A 17,917-nucleotide genomic window follows, 5' to 3' on the forward strand; every position below is an offset into this window, starting at 1 on the left:
GAGGTTTTTTTGTTGTATAGCACTACTTCTTTTCTTGAAAAAACAGCATAATAAAAAAATCTTCTAAAGATATATAGTTCGAAAATAGAACCCCTTGTTTATAGTTTAATTTCTTCTAAAGATCTTTTGTTTGTTTTATAGCTAATCATATAATCTCTTATTTCTCTTTTCCTTTCGTTATATAATAAATAGGAATTCCTATTAACATAATTAGTACACCCCATCCACAAGTACTTGTTCTATCTATTAAAAGCATGGTGCAAATAGCCAAAGAAACAATAATATAAAGTGCAGGTAAAATAGGATAACCAAAAGCTTTATAAGGTCTTTTTAATTCAGGTTTTTTCTTTCTTAAGATGAAAATTCCTAGAATTGTTAAAACGTAAAAAATGATAACTATGATCATTACGAAATCTAATAAAGCACCGTATTTACCTGTTAAGCATAAGAGAGATGCCCAAATACACTGAATCCATAATCCCCAACCAGGAACAGCTGCGTTATTTAATTCAGCTGCTTTTTTAAAAAATAAACCATCTTTTGCCATGGTATAGTACACCCGTGATCCCGCCATGATTAGCCCGTTATTACAGCCAAAAGTAGAAATCATGATCATAATTGCAATAATAAAAGTTCCTGTTGTACCAAAAATATGCTCCGATGCAACCACAGCTACTCGGTCTGAAGGAGCAAAAGCAATGGCGTTTAATGGCATAACGGCTAAATACATCACATTAGCTAATATGTAAATTACACTTACAATTAAAGTTCCTAAGAAGAGGCTTAATCCCACATTTCGTTCAGGATTTTTTATTTCACCAGAAATAAAAGTTACACCATTCCAGGCATCACTTGAAAATAAAGAACCTACCATAGAAGCCGCAATAGCAGATAATAAAGTATACCCGCTCACAATTGTCCAAGTGTTAGTTTCTTTATTAAAGGATTGAGCTGTCCAAGTAGTATTCCAATTGGCATCCCAGATTTCACTTTTAGCGGCCAATATGAATCCAAATACGATGAGCCCAAACAACGATGCAATTTTTGTAATAGTAAATATTTTTTGAATTATTTTTCCATTTTTAACGCCTTTGCTATTAATATAAGTAAGGATAATAATGGTAATGATAGAAACAATTTGAGCAGTACTTAGTTTGAAACTAGGATGATCTATAATAAAATTATTTTCGCTAAAGGTAGGTATAAGATAAGCTGTAAATTTAGAAAAAGCAACACCTACAGCTGCTATAGTTCCTGTTTGTATAACCGAAAAAAAACTCCATCCATACAAAAAAGCAATTAATTTATTATAAGCTTCCTTTAAATAAACATATTGCCCTCCTGCTTGTGGGAACATAGCACTAAGTTCACCATAACTTACCGCAGCTGTCATAGTTATAAGAGCTGAAATAATCCAGATAGCTATTAACCATCCAGCACTGCCAATATTACGAGTAATATCGGCACTTACTATAAATATCCCCGAACCAATCATAGAACCTACCACTAATAGTGTTCCGTCCAGTAGTCCTAATTCTTTTTTAAATTGTTGTGTTTGTTTTTCCATAAGTTTTTGGTTTGATTTGCTAATATATGTTTTTTTATTTATTGAGAAGCTAGTGTATAATTCATGAAACAAACTTTTATCTTTGCAAGATGAATGAAAATTTGAATCCTAATAAAGAACGTTTTACATCGCAAGAGATGGATGTCGAACGTGCCTTGCGCCCGTTAAGTTTTGATGATTTTACGGGGCAGGATCAGGTGTTAGAAAATTTAAAGATATTTGTTAAAGCAGCAAATCTAAGAGGAGATGCGCTAGATCATACTCTTTTTCATGGGCCACCTGGTTTAGGAAAAACAACTTTGGCTAATATATTAGCAAGTGAACTAGGTGTTGGAATTAAGATTACGTCTGGACCTGTTTTAGATAAACCAGGCGATTTGGCAGGTTTGTTGACCAATTTAGAAGAACGTGATATCTTGTTTATTGATGAAATACATCGTCTAAGTCCTGTGGTAGAAGAATATTTGTATTCTGCTATGGAAGATTATAAAATAGATATTATGATTGAAAGTGGTCCTAATGCACGATCTGTACAAATAGGTTTAAATCCTTTTACTTTAGTGGGAGCTACCACTCGTTCTGGGCTACTAACGTCTCCTATGCGAGCTCGTTTTGGTATTCAATCAAGATTGCAATATTATAATAGAGAATTGTTAACTACTATAGTCCAACGTAGTGCTTCCATTCTGGGAACTCCTATTTCTATGGAAGCAGCTATTGAAGTAGCTGGACGTAGTAGAGGAACACCTCGTATTGCAAATGCTTTATTAAGAAGGGTTCGCGATTTTGCTCAAATTAAAGGAAATGGTACCATAGATATAGAAATAGCTAAATATGCTCTGCAAGCTTTAAATGTAGATGCACATGGGTTAGATGAAATGGATAATAAAATTTTAACCACTATTATTGATAAGTTTAAAGGAGGACCAGTAGGAATAAGCACACTAGCAACTGCTGTATCAGATAGTGGTGAAACAATAGAAGAAGTATACGAGCCTTTTCTAATTCAAGAAGGATTTATAGTTAGAACACCTAGAGGACGTGAAGTAACGGAAAAGGCTTACAAACATCTTGGTCGTACTCGTGCAGGATCTCACGGAGAGTTGTTTTAAAATAATTTCTTTAAAAATATTGATTTGATTACTAATAAAGAAAAATATACCCAATTAATAAAATCCGAGTCTTTACGACTCGGTTTTCTTTCTTGTGGTATTTCTAAAGCTGACTTTCTAGAAACAGAAGCACCTCGTTTAGAAAATTGGTTAAAAAAAGGAATGAATGGTCAAATGGGATATATGAACAATCATTTTGATAAACGATTAGATCCTAGATTATTAGTAGAAGGAGCAAAAAGTGTCATTTCTTTAATACTCAATTATTATCCATCTCAAACTCAAACTCAAGATTCATATAAAATCTCTAAGTATGCTTATGGTCAAGATTATCATTTTATAATAAAAGATAAATTAAAAGATTTACTTCACTTTATTCGAACAGAAATAGGAGAGGTAGATGGACGTGTCTTTGTAGATTCAGCTCCTGTTTTAGACAAAGCGTGGGCTGCTAAAAGTGGTTTGGGATGGATAGGAAAAAATAGTAACTTAATTACAAAACAAGTAGGTTCTTTTTATTTTATTGCCGAGATTATTCTAGATTTAGATTTAGAATACGATTTGCCTACAACAGATCATTGTGGGAAGTGTACAGCTTGTATAGATGCTTGTCCTACACAAGCTATAATACAACCTTATGTAGTAGATGGTAGCAAATGTATTTCCTATTTTACAATTGAATTAAAAGATCAAATACCACAAGAAATGAAAGGTAAATTTAACGATTGGATGTTTGGTTGTGATGTGTGCCAAGACGTGTGCCCGTGGAATCGTTTTGCAAAACCCAACATGATAGATTCTTTTAACCCTCATCCTGATCTAATAAAATTTACAAAAGAAGATTGGAAAGAAATTACAGAAGATGTGTTTAAAAAAATCTTTAAAAATTCAGCTGTTAAACGAACTAAATTAGAAGGTTTAAAAAGAAATATTCTATTTTTAGAGGATTAATTTCCTTAAAAAATTTCATTCTTTTGCTTCAACACTTATCTTTGCCAGTTCATTAAAAGACAAAAGAATATGTCAGACGATAAAAAAAGAAGAGAAGCTCTATTGTATCATGCAAAACCACAGCCTGGTAAAATTAAAGTTGTTCCTACTAAAAAATATGCTACCCAACGCGATTTGTCTTTAGCGTACTCCCCAGGTGTAGCGGAACCTTGTATTGAAATTTCTAAAGATATAGATAAAGTATATAAATATACAGCAAAAGGCAATCTAGTAGCCGTAATTTCCAATGGTACAGCTGTTTTAGGACTTGGCAATATAGGGCCAGAAGCATCCAAACCAGTTATGGAAGGAAAAGCCTTGTTGTTTAAAATATTTTCTGATATAGATGTTTTTGATATTGAAGTAGATGCTACTGATATTGATAAGTTTGTAGATACAGTAAAGGCCATAGCACCCACATTTGGAGGGATTAATTTAGAAGATATAAAAGCCCCTGAATCGTTTGAAATAGAAAGACGTTTAGTAGAGGAACTCAATATTCCAGTAATGCACGATGATCAACACGGAACCGCCATCATTTCATCAGCCGCCTTATTAAATGCTTTAGAATTAGCAGAAAAAGATATTGATAAAATTAAGGTAGTAGTGTCTGGAGCTGGCTCAGCAGCATTGGCTTGTGCTAATTTATATGTGGCATTAGGAGTAAAGATTGAAAATATCTTTATGTTTGATGTAAATGGTTTGTTAGTGTCAAGCAGAGAAGATATTTCTGATCTTCAAAGAAAATATGCTAAAGATATCCCTGCTCAAACATTAGGAGAAATTATTGTAGGTGCAGATATGTTTTTAGGACTGTCAGCGGGAAATGTGTTAAAACCCGAAATGTTATTAACCATGGCTGAAAATCCAATCGTTTTTGCAATGGCTAATCCAGTGCCTGAAATAGATTATAATCTAGCTATCAGTACACGTGAAGATATTATTATGGCAACAGGACGTTCGGATTATCCCAATCAGGTAAATAACGTTCTAGGATTCCCCTATATTTTCCGAGGAGCACTTGATGTTAGAGCAACCAAAATAAATGAAGCTATGAAAATGGCAGCCGTAAAAGCACTGGCATGTTTAGCTAAACAACCTGTTCCTGAACAAGTAAATATTGCTTATGGAGAAACGAAATTAGTATTTGGTCGTGACTATATTATTCCAAAACCATTTGATCCGCGATTAATAGCAGAAGTAGCTCCAGCTGTAGCAAAAGCAGCAATAGAAAGTGGAGTAGCTCAACAACCCATAACGGATTGGGAAAAATACCGTAATGAATTATTAGACAGATTAGGATCTGATAATAAAATGGTACGTATGTTGGCTAACCGTGCTAAAACAAACCCTAAAAAAGTAGTTTTTGCGGAGGCAGACCATCTAGATGTGTTAAAGGCCGCACAAATCGTATTTGAAGAAGGAATTGGTATGCCTATTTTGTTAGGAAACAAAGAAATTATCCTAGAATTAAAAGAAGAATTAGGTTTTGACGCGGAGGTTGAAATTATAGACCCAAAAACAAAAGAAGAAGAAGAACGAAAAAATAGATTTGCTCAAAAATATTGGGAAACCCGTCGTAGAAGAGGAATTACACTTTTGGATGCTCAAAAATGGATGCGTGAACGCAACTATTTCGCCGCTATGATGATTAACGAAGGAGAAGCAGACGCGTTGGTTACAGGCTACTCAAGAAGTTACCCTTCTGTCGTAAAACCCATAATGGAGCTAATAGGGAAAGGAGCAGGGGTAAGCAGAATTGCTACCACTAACTTAATGATGACCGCTAGAGGCCCTATGTTTTTAGCAGATACAGCAATTAATCCCAATCCAACCGCTGAGGACTTGGCCAAAATAGCACTCATGACAGCTCGAACAATCAAATTATTCGGAATGGAACCTGTAATGGCTATGGTGTCATTCTCTAATTTTGGGTCTTCAAAAGACGAAAGTGCCTCTAAAGTACGTGAAGCAGTAGCCTATTTACATACCCACCACCCTGATTTAATTGTAGATGGTGAGATTCAAACAGACTTTGCATTAAATCCTGAAATGTTAAAGAGCAAGTTCCCTTTTTCTAAATTAGCAGGACAAAAAGTAAATACCCTTGTGTTTCCTAATCTAGAATCAGCTAATATTACCTACAAGATGTTGAAAGAATTATACAAGGTGGATTCAATTGGACCTATCATGTTAGGCTTAGATAAACCAGTGCATATTTTTCAATTAGGAGCTAGTGTTGAAGAAATGGTAAATATGGCAACCATAGCTGTTATAGATGCTCAAGAAAAAGAAAAAAGGCATAGAACTCAAAAATAACCCTTTGGATTTCTTGATACACTTAAGGAGGAATACTTTCACTCAATAAAATTAGTATATTTGAAAGAATAATAAAAGGAGCATGATTGCACACATACAAGGAAAATTAGTTGAAAAAAACCCTACCGACGTTGTAATTGACTGCAACGGGGTAGGGTACTTAGTTCATATATCTTTACATACATTTGGTTTGTTACCATCGAACGATTTCGTTAAATTATATACCTATTTACAAGTAAAAGAAGATAGTCATTCTTTGTATGGATTTATGGAGAAATCTGAAAGGGAAATTTTTAAGTTACTCATTTCAGTGTCAGGTATTGGAGCTAATACAGCACGAACTATGCTTTCTTCATTAGAACCCAAACAAATTATTAATGCTTTGGCCTCTGAAAATGTAGCGACTATCCAATCTATAAAAGGAATAGGTATTAAAACCGCTCAAAGGGCAATAATCGAATTGAAAGATAAAGTGTTAAAAATCTATGAAATAGATGAAGTTTCATTGATTCCAAACAATACAAATAAAGATGAAGCGTTATCTGCTTTAGAAGTGCTTGGTTTTGTTAGAAAATCTGCTGAGAAAGTAGTTGAAAAAATTATTACAGCTACACCAGAAGCTACTGTGGAAAATATTATAAAACAAGCTTTAAAAAATTTATAAACATTGAAAAATAATTTTTCATTCCCATTCAATCTATTATTTAAAAACAGTTTTTATATACTGTTTTTCTTTGTTTTAAATACTGCCCATTCTCAGGAAGTAAAAGATACTTTAAAAGGATATCAAAAAGGAAAAATGGATTTGCCTGATCCCCAAAGTATTTTAGAAGCTTATACATACGATCCTGTAATGGATCAGTATATTTATACCAAATCTTTTGAAGGATTTACAATAGATTATCCAATTGTATTGACTCCTGATGAATATCAAAAATTAATAAAAAAAGAGGCTATACGTAAGTATTTTAAAGAAAAAGGAGATGCCGTAGCAGGACAAAAGAAAAATTCTGAAGAAAAGAAAAGAGATTTATTACCTCGATATTATATCCGTTCAGGACTTTTTGAGTCTATTTTTGGAAGTAATACAATAGATATAAAACCTACAGGAAGCGTGGAGATTGATTTAGGGATGCGTTATTCTAAACAAGATAATCCAGCCTTCTCTCCTCGAAATAGAAGTAATTTTAATTTTGATTTTGATCAGCGTATTAGCATGAGTTTGATGGGGCAAGTGGGAACACGTCTTCGAGTAAATGTTAATTATGATACAGAATCTACTTTTGCTTTTCAAAATTTAATAAAATTAGAATATACTCCTACAGAAGATGATATTCTTCAAAAAATAGAAGTAGGAAATGTTAGTATGCCTTTGAGCAATAGTTTGATTAGAGGTGCTCAAAGTTTATTTGGTTTTAAGACGGAATTAAAATTTGGAAGAACGACTTTTACAGGTGTGTTTTCTGAACAAAAATCACAAACGCGAACGGTAACGGCTCAAGGAGGAGGATTGATTCAAGATTTTGATATGTTTGCTTTAGACTATGATGCTGATCGCCACTTTTTTTTATCACAGTTTTTTAGAAATAATTACGACCGAGCATTGGAAACCTATCCTGTAATTAATTCAAGAACACAAATTACCCGTTTAGAGGTTTGGATTACTAATAGACAAAATAGAATTAATGCAGGAGTAGAAGGTAATAATTTGCGCAATATAGTTGCGCTATCGGATTTGGGTGAAGCTGGAAGTACCAAACTACTAGAAAATGAAATAGTAGGTTTAAATCCAATTCCAGCTAATTTTTTTAAAGTTTCAGCCGATACACCTGTAGATAATGCAAATAATGCCTTTAATCCTAAAAAAATAGGAGATGTAGGAAGTTTGTTGAATGAGGCTATACGAGATGTTTCAAACGTATCAACAGGTTTCAATGGACTAAATACCAGAGAAGGGGTTGATTATTCTAAATTAGAAAACGCACGTAAACTAAATCCTAATGAATATACATACCATCCACAACTCGGATATATCTCATTAAATCAGCGTTTGACAAATGATGAAGTATTAGCTGTTGCTTACCAGTATACAGAAGGAGATAAAGTGTATCAAGTTGGAGAGTTCGGGAATGATGGCGTTACTTCTTCTACAACAGATATAAATGATATACCTGTTACAAAAGCTCTGATTCTAAAATTATTAAAACCTAATTTAAATAATGTAGATAAACCTATTTGGAATTTAATGATGAAAAACATTTATCAAATTCCTGGAGCGTATCAATTAGAAAAAACAGACTTTAAATTCAATATATTATATACGGATCCTTCACCTATAAATTATATAACCTTAGAAGCTCCCCTACCTTTGAGAGGAGATATATCTAATGTGCCTTTACTTAAGGTGTTCGATCTAGATAAATTAGACTTTTATAATGACCCTAGTAGAGGTGATGGTTTTTTTGATTTTTTACCAGGTCTAACGATAGATACTCAAAATGCCCGTATTATATTTACTAAAGTAGAACCTTTCGGGAAATCTTTATTTGAAAAACTTACTTCTAATAATGGTACTGAAAAATATAATGATGAAAGTTCGTATAACTTAAATCAAAAAAAATACGTTTACACTAGCTTATATAGAAAGACTCAAGCAGCAGCTTTGCAAAATAGTGAAAAGAATAAATTTCAATTAAAAGGTAAATTTAAATCTACGGGAGGCGATGGTATTTCGTTAGGGGCTGTGAACGTACCAAGAGGATCTGTTGTAGTAACTGCAGGAGGAAGAGTTTTACAAGAAGGAGTAGATTATACCGTTAATTATCAAGCAGGACGCGTACAAATTTTAGATCCCTCGTTACAAGCATCAGGAACCCCTATTCAAGTTTCTGTTGAAAATAATTCTATGTTTGGTCAGCAAACTAGACGCTATATGGGATTTAATATCGAACATAAAATTTCTGATAAATTTCAAATTAACGGAACTTTAATAAATATGTCTGAACGTCCTTTTACACAAAAGACGAATTACGGACAAGAATCTGTAAATAATACAATGTTTGGTCTAAATGGTAACTTTTCAACAGAAGTGCCTTTTTTTACAAGATTAGTTAATAAATTGCCTAATATTGATACGGATGCACCTTCAAATCTTTCCTTTAGAGGGGAGTTTGCATACCTTATGCCAGGAACTTCTAAAATTGACCGATTAAATGGTGAGTCTACAGTATATATAGATGATTTTGAAGGATCGCAATCATCTATTGATATGCGTTCACCTCAGTCATGGAGTTTAGCCAGTGTTCCAGATGAATTTCAGGATAAATTAAGTTCTAGTAATTTGAGTTATGGTTTTAATAGAGCTAAATTATCTTGGTATACTATTGATCCTATATTCTATACAAGTCAAAGACCATCAGGAATTACCGATGACGATATATCTACCTATGATACCAGACGGGTTTATATAGATGAGTTGTATCCGCAAACCAGTATTGCTATAGGAGACTCAAGAGTAGTAAATACGCTAGATTTAACTTATTATCCTAAAGAAAGAGGACCTTATAACTTTAACCCAGCGGCATTAAATAACCAAATGCCAGATCCTACAAAATCTTTTGCAGGTATTATGCGCCCTATTACTACCACTAATTTTGAACAGGCTAATGTTGAGTATATTCAGTTCTGGTTATTAGATCCGTATTATAAAAACTTAAACGGAGTATCTACTGCTAATACTGGAAAAATTACAATTCATTTGGGAGAAGTGTCAGAAGATGTTCTAAAAGATGGTAAAAAAATGTATGAAAATGGATTGCCAGGATTAGGCTCTGATCAAAAAACATTACTTTCTCAGTGGGGTAAAGCTCCTGCAAACCAGTCACTTATTTATACGTTTGATTCAAATAATAACAATAGATCTTTACAAGATGTTGGTCTTAATGGTTTAAGTGATGACGAAGAACGTATAAAATTTCCTGAATTTGCTAATCAAGATGACCCAGCAATGGATAATTATCAATATTATTTAAATACTTCAGGGAAAATTGTTGATAGATATAAAAAATATAATGGAACAGAAAAAAACTCTCCCGTAGATGTTACGGATAGTAATAGAGGTAATTCTACCATTCCAGATGTTGAAGATATCAATAGAGACAACACCATGAATACAGTCGAAGGATATTATAAATTTGAAATAGACATAAAACCAAATGTAAAAGCAGGTGATAAATACGTAGTAAGTGAACGTATAGATAATGACCGTGATCTAGGAGCAGGACAAAAGACTAGTGTACGTTGGATACAATACAAAATTCCAATATCAGAAGGAATACCAATGGGAGGTATTTCAGATACTCGTTCCATTCGTTTTATGCGTATGTTAGTCAACGGATTTAGCGATCAAATTACTTTGCGTTTTGGAGCCTTAGATCTTGTTAGAGGAGAGTGGAGGCGCTATGGTGGGCAACTAACAAGTATTGTAGATCCAAATACTAATTTTGAAGTACAAAGTATCAACATAGAAGAAAATGGACAACGAAGCCCTATTCCTTATGTTTTGCCACCTAATGTAAAAAGAGAACAAATTAATAATAATAATACGGTCGTTAATCAAAATGAACAATCATTGCTTTTGCGTGTAGGTTCAGCAAACGATGAAACAAAAGGGTTAGCAGATGGTCAAGCAAAAGCAGTATTTAAAAATGTAAGTGTTGATATGCGTCAATACAATCGTTTGAAAATGTTTTTGCACTCTGAATCTTTACTTAAATCAGATGATTTGAAAGATAAAGAATTAAGTGCTTTTATACGTTTTGGAAATGACTTTACTAATAATTTTTATGAAATTGAAGTTCCATTAAAAGTAACTCCTTTTGGACAAGCAATAGCAGAAAATGTTTGGCCCGTTGAAAATGAAATTAACTTAGCACTTTCTGCATTAGGAAAATTAAAACTAGAAAGTTTTAAAGCAGATCCTCAGTTTATAGATGCTGACGACAAATCCTATGTCAGAGATGCTACAGTATATGATAATGGAGCAACTGCCGGTATGAAAATTAGAGTAAAAGGAAATCCAAACATTGGTTATGTACGTACCCTAATGGTAGGACTTAAAAATCCCAAAGGAGGAGAAACAACTTCAAAAGTCAGAGGAGAGGTTTGGTTTAATGAATTGCGTTTGGCTGAAATGAATGAATCGGGAGGTATGGCAGCAGTTGCAAGCTTAGATACGAATATGGCTGATTTTTTAACACTTTCTGCAACGGGACGTATGGGGACTATTGGTTTTGGTTCTATTGAACAAAAACCCAATGAAAGAAGTCGTGAAGATATGTGGCAGTATGACCTAGTAACAAATGTTAGTTTAGGAAAATTATTACCTAAAAAGTGGGGCGTTAATTTACCTTTTAATTACGCCATAGGAGAACAAACAATTACACCAGAATACGATCCTCTTTATCAAGATTTAAAATTAAAAGATGTATTAGCAGTCGCTCAAACTGAGGAAGAAAAAGACGCTATAAGAAAAAGATCTGAAAATTTTACCAAAAGAAGGAGTATCAATTTTATTGGAGTTAAAAAAGAACGATCACCAGAGCAAAAACCTCATGTTTATGATGTTGAAAACCTTACACTTTCTTATTCATACAATGAGATGAAACATCGTGATTTTGAAGTTCAAAATGTTTTAGATCAACAGGTGCGTACAACAGCTGATTATGCCTATGCGTTTAAAACGAAAACTATTGAACCTTTCAAACAAACTTCTTTCATGAAAAAAAGTGCCTATTGGAAACTGTTGAGTGATTTGAATTTTAATTTATTACCCTCTAATATTAATTTTAGTTCATCCATCCTTCGCCAATTCAATAGACAACAATTTCGTCAAGTAGATCAAAGTATAGTAGCAGGAGTTGAACCATTGTATCGTAGGAATTACCTATTTAACTATAATTATGGTTTTAATTTTAATTTCACACGTTCGTTTAAAGTGAACTATACGGCCACTACAGGTAATATTGTGAGGACTAATTTAATTAATCAAAATGACGATTCTCAAAAACCAGAATATACAGTTTGGGATGATTTTTGGAATGTAGGAGAACCCAATCAACACAATCAACAAATTACGGCCAACTATACCTTGCCTATAGAAAAAATACCCGTGCTCTCTTTTATAAAATCAGATTACACCTATACAGGAAATTATTCTTGGAACAGAGGTTCTGATGCTATGAGGAATTTTTATCCAGACAAATTGGCTAACCCTAATTTAGTTTATGATTTAGGAAATACGATACAAAATGCTAATACGCATAAATTGAATACTAGTTTTTCAATGACTAATTTTTATAAGTATATTGGATTAGTTAAGTTTTCAGAAAGAAGTAAAAAACCTGTTAAGCCTGTTACTCCCGTAACAGTTCCTAAGCCTGGAGAAAAAATTGTTGCAAAACCAAAAGAAAAAATAGTAAAACAAAATGTGTTTTTAGACGGTCTAATAGGTGTTGCTACTGCAATTAAAAATATACAGGTAAACTATTCAGAAACCAATGGTACTCTATTGCCTGGATATTTGCCATCTATAGGGTTTTTAGGTTCTTCAAGACCTTCATTAGGTTTTGTTTTTGGGATGCAAGATGAAGTTCGTTTTGAAGCGGCTAAAAATGGATGGTTGACAAACTATGATAAGTTTAATCAGAATTTTACCAAAGTAAATACCAAACAATTACAAGCTAATGCTAAATTAGAACCATTTACTGATTTAACTATAGATTTAGTAGCGGATCGTACGATATCTAATAATTATAGCGAACAATTTACAGTAACTGATGGGAACTATAATTCGTTATCTCCTTATCAAACTGGTAATTTTTCGATTAGTACACTAATGATTGGTACGGCTTTTGCAACCAGTGATGAAAATGGTTCTAGTGCTTTTGAAGCATTCAGAAAGGGGAGGAAAGAAATTGCTCAACGTTTAGCTCAAGAGCGTGCTTCTTATGATCCTTTATATGATCCAACCCAAGTGGATTCAGATGGCTTCCCTAAAGGATATAGCAAAAATAGTCAGCAAGTATTATTGCCTGCTTTCTTAGCAGCATATACCTCAGATTTTAGAAGTTCATCAAATGTTCCTTTAAGTTTTAATAGATTCTTCCCTTTACCTAATTGGAATATAAAATATACAGGATTAATACGGTATAAATTTTTTAAAGAACGTTTTAGAAGTTTTAGTATACAACATGCTTATAAATCAGCCTATACCTTAAATTCCTATCGTTCAAATTTTGAGTACGATAAAAATCCAAACGGAGTTGATGTATCAGGTAATTATTATAGCTCAACTCTTATTGGAAACGTAAATTTAACAGAGCAGTTTAGCCCTCTGTTACGATTAGATATTCAAATGAAAAATTCATTAAAATTTATAGGAGAGATAAAAAAAGATCGCACACTTTCTTTGAGCTTTGACAATAATTTGTTAACAGAACTCAAAGGACAAGAATATATATTTGGTATAGGATATCGTATTAAAGATGTAACTGTTCGTTCACGATTAGCAGATAACAATACAGGTGTTGTTAAGAGTGATATTAATCTGCGAGGAGATATTTCTTTTAGAAATAATAAAACGATAGTAAGAAATATAGATTATAATAACAATCAACTAGGAGGAGGACAGAATATTGTAACAGCAAAGTTTTCTGGAGATTATAAATTTTCATCTAACTTAACCACATTGTTCTATTTTGATTATAATTTTAATAGAGCAGTTATTTCTACTTCATTCCCTATTACAAACATTAGAGCAGGTTTTACTTTGCGTTATACACTAGGAAATTAATTTTTAGAAATATGATTTTGATATTATTTTAATAATTATACTTTTGTATCATAAATAATAAAAAACAATGAACATACCAACTAATTTAAAGTACACTAAAGATCACGAATGGGTGAGTGTTGATGGGGATATTGCCACAGTAGGAATCACAGATTTTGCTCAAAAAGAGCTTGGTGATATTGTATACGTAGAGGTTGACACTTTAGACCAAACACTTACTAAAGACGAAGTCTTTGGAACAGTAGAAGCAGTAAAAACAGTTTCAGATTTATTTTTGCCATTATCTGGTGAAATTGTTGAATTTAATGAGGAATTAGAATCTAATCCTGAATTAGTAAACTCGGATCCTTATGGAGCTGCTTGGATGATTAAAGTGAAAATTTCAGATGCTTCTGAAATAGAAGGATTGTTATCAAGTGAAGATTATAAAAATCTTATTGGAGCCTAAAAAAAAATCTATTTGGCTGGCTTTATGTTGGACTTTCTTAATTCTTTTTTTAAGTTTTAAGGTACCAACATTAAATCCTAAATATACTTTTCCAAATGAAGACAAAGTAGTGCATTTTGTATTCTACTTTGTCTTTGTTTTTTTATGGATTAGATATATAGTGGCAAGCCAAGGCTTGAATTTTAAAAAAGTAATTGTTTTAACAATTATTGCCATATTAATCAGTGTTTTAGTTGAAATAGGTCAAGCCTTTTTAACAATTAATCGTTCGGCTGAAATTCAAGATATCATTGCAAATAGTTTGGGAGCCATAAGCTCGGCTATTCTTTCCTATCGTTTTTTTAAGAAATAAAATGATTAAAAGCAGTTCGTGCTTAATTAAGATTTTTTATTTTTATCAAAAAATAAAAAAATATGGACGTTAGAGAATATTTAGATTCTACCTATTTAAAAAAGGCAGAACAAGCAGGACTTACAAATGAAGAAAATACAAAAAAAGTAATTGAAACTATTCAAGAAGCTATAAAAGAACGCTTCAAATTAGTAATGATTCGTCCTGAATATGTGAGTACAGCTCGAAAAATGATTGACGAACAAAATTCTGAACTTCTTGTTGGTACCGTTATTGATTTTCCTTTTGGAACCGATTCAGTAGACTCAAAAATTAAAGAAGCTACAGAAGCAATTCAAAACGGAGTGGATGAATTAGATTATGTAATAAACTATGAAGCCTTTAAAAAAGGAGAAATAGAATTAATAAAAGAAGAAACGATTCAGTGTACTCAATTAGGACTTTCAAATAATAAAGTTGTGAAATTTATTATTGAAGTAGCCGCTTTAACAGATGATCATATTATTCAAATTTCTAGTTTAATTCGTAATACTGTTGTTGCAAATTTTAGTGAATCAGAATGTTCTAAAGTTTTTGTAAAGTCCTCTACTGGCTTTTATCCAACAACTGATGGAAAACCAAATGGAGCAACAATTCACACCATAAAACTGATGTTAGAAAACTCTTCTCCACTTCCTGTAAAAGCAGCCGGAGGAGTTCGTAATATAAAAGAAGCAAATGACATGATTGAATTAGGGGTTAAAAGGATAGGTACTTCTGCGGCTAAGACAATAGTTGAAGGTTTGTCTGCTACAGGTGTTTATTAATCAGGTTTACAAATGAGATTTTTATTTGCTCTTTTGTTAGTAATGACTTCTAGTGTAGCTCAAGACACTAAACATGAAAAGGTTCCCGTTTTTCCTCAATGTACTCAGAGCTCTGAATCAGAATTAGAAAAATGTTTTCATTTTCAACTAGAAGATTTCATATACAATAACTTTAAAATGCCTTTACAATTGGCATCTAATAATTCTTCGGGAAAAGTAATTACACTCTTTGAAGTAGATGCAGAAGGACACTTTAAGATAATTTATGTTGATGCTTTATATCCTGAATTAATTGCAGAAACCAAAAGAGTTTTTAATTCTTTGCCTATTATAACTCCTGCTACCTATAATGGAATGCCTACTTATTCTAGGTTCACGTTTACAATGGTTTACCCTTTTTTAAAAGGTAAACCATTTGAAAAAACAGAAGAAAAAAAGATTATTTCTGGTATAAACAAAGAAAATTCAACAGAACTTGACAGCGTAGAAAAAGAATATCAAAAGTTTAATAATCCACAGTTTAAAAGTAATTTAAACATCCCATTTTCGCATAGTTACTATGCTAATTTTGATAGCTATATGAATCAAGTGGGAACGAATAGTCATACCGCATCCAAGCCGCTAAGTTATAAAGAGGTTGCTCGTTATTATGATTTTGAAAAAAATAATCAAAGTATCTTAATCAATAAAAAGAACTGGTGGGGACGTAAAATTTTTAATGAAAATTTAGTAGCTATTCAAGGAAAAGACTATTGGTTTACCTTAAATCCTATATGGGATTTACGTATAGGCAAAACATCACCAGAGAAAGCAGGTTACACTTATAACAACACAAGAGCAATACAAATACAAGGAGCTTTGGGTGAAAATTTAACTTTTACTTCTTCTATTTTTGAAAGCCAGGGCTTTTTTGCAGACTATTATAATCGTTTGGCTATTTCTCAAAAACCATCAGGTGGTAATCCAGCCATAATTCCAGGTATAGGAATTGCTAAAGATTTTAAAGGAAATCAGTTTGACTTTCCATCAGCAGATGCTATTATATCTTATACGTCTTCTGATCATCTGAATATTCAATTAGGGTACAGTCGTAACTTTATTGGAGAGGGGTATCGCTCCTTGTTAGAAGGCGATGCCGCTAGTCCGTATCCATTTGTTAAAATAAATACTAGTTTTTGGAAAATTAAGTATACCAATACTTATATGTGGTTAAAAGATGTGCGCCCAGAAGTAACAGCAGAAAAAACCTATGCTACTAAATACATGGCTAATCATTATTTAAGTTGGAATGCTTCTAAACGGTTGAATATTGGATTTTTTGAATCAGTTGTCTGGTCTAATACAAATAATAGAGGTTTTGATTTAAATTTTGTCAATCCAATTATTTTTTATCGTTCGGTAGAATTTACTTCCTCCTCTAAAAGCGGTAATGCAGCAATAGGTTTAACAGCCAAATATAAATGGACCAATCGTTTTAATACTTATGGACAATTATTCATTGATGAATTTGCTGTGAGCGATATTTTTGGAGGAAAAAACAGTTGGCGCAATAAAATAGCCTACCAACTGGGAGGGAAATATTATGATGCCTTTGGTGTAAAAAAATTATACTTACAAGCAGAACTAAATATTGTACGTCCTTATGTGTATTCTCATAGTGAAGTAATTACTAATTATGGACATAATAATCAAAGTATGGGACATAATTGGGGATCAAATCTAAACGAAATAGTAACCATTGCTCGTTATACAAAAGGGCGATTATTTGCCGAAGCTAAGTTTAATTTTGGTTTACGAGGTTTTGATCCTGATTTAGTAACAGATAAAAAAAATTATGGTTCTAATATATATAAGGATTACGATTTAGATCGCTCGGCAGATAATGGAGTGGTTGTAGGACAAGGTAATAAAACTAAAATAATAATTGCGGATCTAAATGCTGGGTATTTATTAAATCCAAATACCAATTTAAAGTTCTTTGCTAATTTTGTGTACCGATCGTTTAAACCAACACTAAATACGGTTCAAGTTTTTAATGAAAACACAACTTGGTTTTCTTTAGGTTTGCGTTCCGATATATTTAATTGGTATTTTGATTATTAATCAGAACTTATCCATATAATATATAAACTTTTTAAAAGAACAGATGGATCAAACAAGAAGAAGGGGTGCCCTAAAAATAAAAGTGTAACGGTCTAATTTGTCACTTAGACGAGAGGAGAAATCGCATTAGTCTGTGTGGTTTGCTCTTCTCTTCGTTCTAGCCTCCTTTTGATTGAAATGACAAGATTTCGATTTTTTAGGGCACTCTTTTTTTATTACATTTTTACAATGATAAATTCACTTCTTCTGTTTGCTTGATGTTGTTCTTCTGTGCAAGAAGATTGATTGGTTGGTTCGCAACCACAATCATTTACTAATTGTGATTCGCCATAACCACGTCCTGTTAAACGATCTTTAGCAATACCGTT

General features: G+C 32.6%; 11 protein-coding genes. 9 read left to right on the forward strand and 2 right to left on the reverse strand.

What is annotated here, in order from left to right:
* Positions 1-157: 157 nt before the first annotated feature.
* Positions 158-1,567, reverse strand: a complete 1,410-nt coding sequence (locus tag B0A78_RS06030; RefSeq protein ID WP_014166142.1) for an APC family permease — start codon at positions 1,565-1,567, stop codon at positions 158-160.
* A gap of 89 nt (positions 1,568-1,656) precedes the next feature.
* On the opposite strand from B0A78_RS06030, the gene ruvB reads away from it, so the two are divergent.
* From ruvB to B0A78_RS06075, 9 genes are all read left to right on the forward strand, one after another.
* Entirely contained in the window at positions 1,657-2,679 is a 1,023-nt protein-coding gene (ruvB, locus tag B0A78_RS06035) for a Holliday junction branch migration DNA helicase RuvB (protein WP_065212959.1), read from the forward strand.
* Positions 2,680-2,703: 24 nt separating this feature from the next.
* The gene (gene queG / locus B0A78_RS06040; protein ID WP_065212960.1) at positions 2,704-3,630 is read left to right on the forward strand and encodes a tRNA epoxyqueuosine(34) reductase QueG; all 927 of its coding nucleotides are present in this window, start codon (positions 2,704-2,706) and stop codon (positions 3,628-3,630) included.
* 69 nt (positions 3,631-3,699) lie between these two features.
* On the forward strand, positions 3,700-5,988 hold the full coding sequence (locus B0A78_RS06045; RefSeq protein WP_065212961.1) for an NADP-dependent malic enzyme: 2,289 nt from the start codon (positions 3,700-3,702) through the stop codon (positions 5,986-5,988).
* An 82-nt stretch (positions 5,989-6,070) separates the two neighbouring features.
* Positions 6,071-6,652: a Holliday junction branch migration protein RuvA gene (ruvA, locus tag B0A78_RS06050; protein ID WP_014166146.1), complete on the forward strand. Its 582-nt coding sequence runs from the start codon at positions 6,071-6,073 to the stop codon at positions 6,650-6,652.
* Between the two features lie 3 nt (positions 6,653-6,655).
* A complete protein-coding gene (gene sov / locus B0A78_RS06055) occupies positions 6,656-13,840 on the forward strand; it encodes a T9SS outer membrane translocon Sov/SprA (protein ID WP_065212962.1) in 7,185 nt (2,394 codons plus the stop codon).
* Between the two features lie 67 nt (positions 13,841-13,907).
* Complete coding sequence (gene gcvH, locus B0A78_RS06060; protein WP_014166148.1) at positions 13,908-14,288, forward strand: glycine cleavage system protein GcvH; 381 nt, start codon at positions 13,908-13,910, stop codon at positions 14,286-14,288.
* Entirely contained in the window at positions 14,278-14,640 is a 363-nt protein-coding gene (locus B0A78_RS06065; RefSeq protein WP_014166149.1) for a VanZ family protein, read from the forward strand. The genes gcvH and B0A78_RS06065 overlap by 11 nt, the downstream gene beginning before the upstream one ends.
* A 62-nt stretch (positions 14,641-14,702) precedes the next feature.
* The gene (gene deoC, locus B0A78_RS06070; protein ID WP_014166150.1) at positions 14,703-15,446 is read left to right on the forward strand and encodes a deoxyribose-phosphate aldolase; all 744 of its coding nucleotides are present in this window, start codon (positions 14,703-14,705) and stop codon (positions 15,444-15,446) included.
* Between the two features lie 12 nt (positions 15,447-15,458).
* Complete coding sequence (locus B0A78_RS06075) at positions 15,459-17,549, forward strand: hypothetical protein (RefSeq protein ID WP_014166151.1); 2,091 nt, start codon at positions 15,459-15,461, stop codon at positions 17,547-17,549.
* Positions 17,550-17,764: 215 nt separating this feature from the next.
* Here the strand turns inward: B0A78_RS06075 and B0A78_RS15060 are convergent.
* Positions 17,765-17,917, reverse strand: a 153-nt coding sequence (locus B0A78_RS15060; RefSeq protein ID WP_169859095.1) for an OmpA family protein, incomplete at its 5' end; no start/stop codon positions are given.

The organism is Flavobacterium columnare NBRC 100251 = ATCC 23463, assembly GCF_002530675.1.
GTDB classification, from domain to species: Bacteria; Bacteroidota; Bacteroidia; order Flavobacteriales; family Flavobacteriaceae; genus Flavobacterium; species Flavobacterium columnare.